Annotated in this window: 3 protein-coding genes; 1 reads left to right on the top strand and 2 read right to left on the bottom strand. The window is 59.6% G+C overall.

The features are described from left to right. Window positions 1-108: 108 nt before the first annotated feature. Together FG154_RS20030 and FG154_RS20025 are read right to left on the bottom strand one after the other, a co-directional pair. On the bottom strand, window positions 109-381 hold the full coding sequence (locus FG154_RS20030) for a pyocin activator PrtN family protein (protein ID WP_246100482.1): 273 nt from the start codon (window positions 379-381) through the stop codon (window positions 109-111). A gap of 95 nt (window positions 382-476) precedes the next feature. Continuing rightward, on the bottom strand, window positions 477-3,338 hold the full coding sequence (locus FG154_RS20025; protein ID WP_145111810.1) for a class I SAM-dependent DNA methyltransferase: 2,862 nt from the start codon (window positions 3,336-3,338) through the stop codon (window positions 477-479). 267 nt (window positions 3,339-3,605) lie between these two features. On the opposite strand from FG154_RS20025, the gene FG154_RS20020 reads away from it, so the two are divergent. Beyond that, entirely contained in the window at window positions 3,606-4,544 is a 939-nt protein-coding gene (locus FG154_RS20020) for an HNH endonuclease (RefSeq protein ID WP_145111807.1), read from the top strand. The last annotated feature ends 359 nt before the right edge of the window (window positions 4,545-4,903 follow it).

Here is a 4,903-nt window from a genome sequence, read left to right as displayed (position 1 = left end):
CATGACGTAAGTCATGAAACTAGGCCCCGGCAGGCGGCCCTCGGCGGAGCCTTACTTTTCAACAAGACATGCCCCCCAGGTTGTCAGGGGTACCGTGCTTCCCGATCTCTATGTCGTCAAGTGCGCTCGAGCGCCGCTTCCAGCGAGCGCCTTGCACTCTCTAACAGCGATCGCGCGCCGCTCGTCGATCCACGATGCCAGATCGGAAATGTGGACACCCTTAGCAGACTTCTGGCTCGCCTCGATCCGGACAACTGGGATGGAGATTTCCCCTCGATCGACCTTCGCCAGGAACTTCACGGGCGACAGGTGGCTGAAGAAATCGCGGCACACGGCGTCAACCGGTACGATCGGAGCGCCATCGTATAGAGCCAAAAGCATGAATGCCGTATTCATCGTGGGCCTGCAGTCGGGTTAACGGCTGCAGGATACGGCACCCTCGGTGTGCGGCAACCAGTTGTCCACAGGCTTGAGCGTCAGGCCGCCCTTCGGCGTCGAACGGATTCCTGCCGGGTCGTGTCCAATGGGGCAGATCCGGTGTCAAACAGCGAAAAGAGGTGCTCCACACGCTCCCGCTCAAATCGGAACCCCCCCCGCCGATACAATCGGTCGACCGCCTTATCCAGCGCATCGTGCGCGGCACGAAGGTCTTCGGGCATCACATCAGGATCATAGAGGTCGTCGAGCGTCTGGCCCTGCGCCATAAACTTTTCGCGTTCGTCGAGCACGGCCTGCGCCAAACGTTCGATCCTGCTCTCGTCAAGGCGGGTCATCGCCGGCCACACAAAGCTATTGTAAACGGCCGGAGCGTAGCTGTAGTCGCTCTTCATTCTTCCTGTCACCGTCCGCATCCAAGCCATGTGCATAGCCGAGGTCAAAATGCCGAAGTATAAGAGCCCTCCGCCCACAATCATCTGGAGCTTGTTCGACGCGATCACGTCGGGCTGCAGGATGGCCAACGGGATGTATTCCCGCGTTTCGGAAGAAACCTCGGGCAGGGCAAGGTAAGAAGTGTCAGGCTGCCGGTCTTGCGTGAATAACCAAGGTAGCTTCGCGAAGTCCCGCACGCTGGGAGTCGGGCTCAGCAGCCGACCCTCACGCACCCTAGCGAGCCGCTCTTGAATGGCAGCAGACGCCCTGAGCTCAGACGGCTTTGCGTCCTTCAACCAGAGGCACCACCGCCAATTGCCTGAGATCAGTTCGTCGCCACCAACGTATGGACGGACGAAGCGGCGAAAGTCTTTTAGGTCGTGGCCGGTGCCCTTCAGATCGCTTTTTAGCCGGGCCATGAACTCGGTGCGTTGTCCCTCATCCATGATCAGGTTGCTGCGTGTGATATACCCCCCGCCCTGCGCCCGGATTCTTGCTCCGTCAGTGGGCTGACTGCCTTTAGTCATGCGCAGCCGGCCGGTCGGTGGTCTCGATCGTGAAGGGACAGCGTACTGCGGGCCGTCGATCAGGTATCCGTTTATCCGGCCGACGGATGTCGCATGAGGATCTCCGCGAACATGATCGTACTCGAATATCGTTGGCCTTATGTCGTCCTTGAACGTCATCCCGACGATCACGCAGTGAACAGCGGCTTTACCCCTAGCCTCGCTGTTCCATTGGAACGACCTATGGGCGAAGATAATTTTGACACCTTTAGAGAATATCCAGGGCCAGAGGATGCCGCATTGCTCGCCCTGGGTGATCGAATTGGTGGATACGAGTGCGATGTCGATTTCGGAATTCAGCGCGGCGTATTCAATGGCTCTCCTGAACCAGCACGTGACATAGTCTAGGCGGTTAAACTGCCCTGCTGTGCCCCAAATCCTTTCCATGTCGGCCTGCTGGGTAGGAGTGCGCCACTGGTGACCGCGGAATGGTGGATTGCCTAGGACGAAGGAGCATTTTGCCGGCGGGAGGAAGATGGACCAGTCCGCCTCAAGCGCATTTGACTGCAGGATGTGAGGCGACCGCGTTAGCGGGATCCTCGTGTAGTAGGGTCCAAATTCTAGACTGAGCGCCACGTTCATGATGTGGTCCATCATCCACAATGCGGTCTCGGCAATACGCGAGGCGAACTCGTCAATCTCGATCCCGTGGAACTGGTCCACGTTGACTTTCGACAGGCTGGAGACATCAAGGGGTGCCGAGAATTGGCCGAAGCTGTCACGCTGGTAGTCGATCAGCTCCCTTACGACCTCGATCTCGAGCAGCCGGAGTTCGCGGTAGGAGATGATGAGGAAGTTACCGCACCCGCACGCTGGGTCGAAAAAGTTCAGCTTTCCTAGCCGATCCTGGAATTTTTGAAGCTCGCTCTTCCTGCGCGTTCCCTTGCTATCCTTCAGCTTCTTGAATTCCGCCCTTAGCCCGTCAAGGAACAACGGGCGAAAGGCCTTCATGATATTTGCCTCGCTCGTATAGTGCGCCCCGAGGTTGCGCCGCTCGTCGCGGTTCATCACCGACTGGAAAAGCGACCCGAAGATGGCCGGCGAGATCTGCGACCAGTCAAATCTTGCCGCCTCGATCAGCTTCTCCCGCATGCTCGAGTTGAACGCCGGCAGGCGCAGGTTGTCTCGGAAAAGCGTGCCGTTCACGTACGGGAACTGCGCAAGATCCTCGTCGAGGGTGATGGGCCTAGCCGCGGTCTTCGTGTCGAGCGTCTGGAAGAGCATGGTCAGCCAGCCGCCTAGATCGGATCCGTCGATAGCGGTCCGAAGTTCAATTAAGTCTTCGAAGATCCCCCGAGGCTCAAAGATGCCGGTGTCGTCCGCGAACAAGCAGAACACGATCCGGACGAGGAACCGCTCCAGGTCGTGACCGACATAGCCGGACGCCTCCAGCGCATCGTGAAGGTGTCCAACGAGCTCAGCGGCCTCGATGTTGACGGGATCCTGATCCTTGAACACTTTCCTCTCGCGGCCGGTAATAAAGCCGAAGCGTTCGACATGCTTCGGCAGGTCCGCAAGAGCGAAAGAGACCTCCTCGCCTGTATCCAGATCCGTCAGCTCGAAGGTCTGAAAGTCGCTCAACAGGAGGAACCTTGGGAGCTCCTTGTCAGAAAGGCCGGGGAAGTAATCGAGTGCTTGTGTCTTCGCCTTCTTCAGATCACGCCCCGCACTCTTCTGTTCGACCAGCAGCACTCCTTTCCAGAAGAGGTCTATGAAGCCGCGCTTGGCGCCGAGGCATTTGACCGGCTGTTCGAAGGAGGCCACTCGCCGAACTGGTACGCCGAACACGGCGAAGAAGGCCTGATAGAAGAGTTGCGTCTCCCCCTTTTCGTAGCCATGCCCCGCCCAACTCTTTGCGAACTGCGCGGCTCGCGCCCGGATCTCGTTCTGCGAAAGCGACATACCGTTTACCACTCAACCAACACGCTACTTTGCGACCATCCTGTTGAGTCGGTGCATCGTCAAGTGGAAGGGCGGGCGCCAAGTTGTCGCGATTTGAGCCGTAGGTTAGGAATTGATCGGGTTGGCAAAGCCTCGCAAGATGTCTACGCTCTTCTCCGACCTGTGTGCTGCCATTCCGGCTGATACGGCGCGCGCGGCAGCGCAGGAACAGGTCGTCAGGTTGAAACCATTTTGATCCGTTCGGCCGAATGATCATGGGAGTGATGATTGGCACGGTTCATTGTAAAGATAGACGGTTCGAAGCACGCGCCCGCCGGAATATGCCGGCCAGATACCGACGTGCAGTGGGAGGGGGGTGAGGTCTTCGTGACGGAGGCCAAAAACAAGCCTTCCGCCAGAGTTGAACCTGGCGCGGATATTATGGCAACTCCGAAGACCGGCCCGCGGATCTCCTCGGGAGATATCCTCTACATCTGGTGCCACGAAGAAGACAGGTACGGGAAGGGACGCGGGATGACAGCTTTGGCAAGGGCCCAGGCGGTCCGGCCGTGGGAAGAACGCGGGATCGCCGTCGTGCTTCACGACGTGCAGCGCCTGCAGAGGCCGTTTAATTTCAAGCGGATCAAAGACCTTCTCGGCGACTTCCCCTACCTGCATAAGTTGAATCGTTCACGAGGGTCACGCGCGTGGCTGATGGACGACGCGCAGCATGACGAGCTGCTTGCGTTGATGCAGCGGATCGGCAGCCCGCACCCGGACAGCGAAGATCCGGGCTGGGCGCAAGCCTTGGAAGCTCATGGATCGGCGATTGAGGAGGCCGTCGCCGCGCGCCGGAAACGCTTGGTGAAGGAACGACCTGGACAGCGGGCGTTCCGAGAGGCGGCAATGCTTCGCTACGGCGGTCGCTGCGTTTTTACGGAGTGCGATGTCGAAGAAGTCTTGGAGGCGGCGCACGTGGTTCCGCACACTGGATACCCGCTTTTCGAGCGCGCCGACAACAGCCTCTTGCTGAGGAGCGATATCCATGCGCTCTTCGATGTGTTCCTCGTTAGCATTGATCCGGCGACCGGGCGGCTTCAATTGGCCGACAGGCTGCGCGACAAGGAGTTCCTCGATGGACTGCATGACAAGCCTGTGGTTCACCGGGTCGCCCGGCAACCGCTCGACTGGCACTTCAAGCGCTTCCGGCGCATGACCGCGCCCTAAGCATCCATTCTTGTGGAGGGCGGAGATCTGTTGATGATGCGCCAACAACCCAAATGTGTGTTGTTAGCGCGACGCGGCCTCAAGGACGCGTTCGTCGTTCAGGCCGCGGCCTTGTCACGCTGACCAGCGGCGGCCGCCAAGCCGAGCACCGTCTCGCCGAGCGCCGCCCACGCCTCCGTGCCTTCGACGGCCGCCGCCACGTGCGAGCTGAGCGCTCCGTCCGCCCTCAGGAGCGCCCCTGTCTTCACGGCGCCCAACATGACCCTCAGGGCCCGCTGCTCACGCGAGAGGAGGGTCCGGAGGACTGAACTGGCCCCCGTTTCGACCGGACACTTGGGCATAACCATGGAGGCTCAGGT

Source organism: Cereibacter sediminicola, assembly GCF_007668225.1.
In the GTDB taxonomy this organism is placed as follows: domain Bacteria; phylum Pseudomonadota; class Alphaproteobacteria; order Rhodobacterales; family Rhodobacteraceae; genus Cereibacter_A; species Cereibacter_A azotoformans.
The sequence above is the reverse complement of the archived record's forward strand: the minus strand, read 5'-3'. Positions and strand labels throughout refer to the sequence as shown.

What these genes read in the sequence shown, in the direction of transcription:
- FG154_RS20030 (WP_246100482.1), bottom strand. Translation starts at nt 381, where the DNA reads ATGCTTTTGGCTCTATACGATGGCGCTCCGATCGTACCGGTTGACGCC.
- FG154_RS20025 (WP_145111810.1), bottom strand. Translation starts at nt 3,338, where the DNA reads ATGTCGCTTTCGCAGAACGAGATCCGGGCGCGAGCCGCGCAGTTCGCA.